At 66.7% G+C, this 827-nt stretch carries 2 protein-coding genes; both read right to left on the reverse strand.

Annotated features, from left to right (window positions below):
- On the reverse strand, positions 1-645 hold a 645-nt coding region (locus EOA36_RS36355; RefSeq protein WP_245464576.1), incomplete at its 3' end, for a PGDYG domain-containing protein.
- The coding region (locus EOA36_RS37895; RefSeq protein ID WP_210212452.1) for a hypothetical protein at positions 642-827 on the reverse strand (186 nt) is incomplete at its 5' end. The genes EOA36_RS36355 and EOA36_RS37895, both read right to left, overlap by 4 nt.

Here is an 827-nt window from a genome sequence, read left to right on the forward strand (position 1 = left end):
ATCCTGCGGCTTGAACGCTTGTTCGCCCGGCCATGGGGGCGCGGCGGCCGGCTTCTCGGCCCTGGCCGCTTCCTCGGCCGCCTGGTCGGCCTCGAACTTGTGCGCGGCCAGGCACGCGGCATGGAACAGCGACAGCACGAACACGTCGGCAAGGTTCGGCTCCGTGCGCGGAGAGCGCTTCACCAGCGTCAGCTGGTTGAACATGGCCAGCACGGGCGCGTCGGGATTGGCGCGCACGAAATCGGCCATGATGGCGGCTTCCTCGCGCTCGAAAATGTCGGGTTCGCCGACAGCGCCGTCGGCGAAAAACCGCGCGGCGGCACCAACACCGCGCGCCAGCTCGGCGACATCTAGCGGCGAACGGAAAGTCAGTTCTTCCCCCTCTTCATTGGCGGCAGGCTGCACCTGGTCGTAAAGGGCGTCGAAGATGTCAGGCTTCACCGGGTAATGCTCGCCCTTGATGCCCCGCACGATCCAGTCACCAGGCGTCACCCAATGCGCGCCTTCCAGCGTGTTGATCGACAGCTGTTCGTTGCCGGCCGCGTTCTTGTCCATGAACGCCGGCGTTGCACTGTCGCGCGTCCAGTCGATCACGGCGCGGTTGCTTTCCGGCGTGCCATCGGTCGGCATCGCCGAGATTGTCACACTCCGCTTGGTGAACAGCCCCGCTTCAAAGGTCCTTGCCTTTTCGGCATCTGCTTGCGGTGCAGCCACGCTTGCCGGCGCTGCAGCAGCGGGCTGGGTTTCAGCGTCACCTTGCGGCTCGGCCGGCGCGGCCGGTCCAGTTGGTCCAGCAGCCGGCTGCGCAGCGCCTGCGACATCGAGGG

The organism is Mesorhizobium sp. M8A.F.Ca.ET.021.01.1.1, assembly GCF_003998025.1.
In the GTDB taxonomy this organism is placed as follows: Bacteria; Pseudomonadota; Alphaproteobacteria; order Rhizobiales; family Rhizobiaceae; genus Mesorhizobium.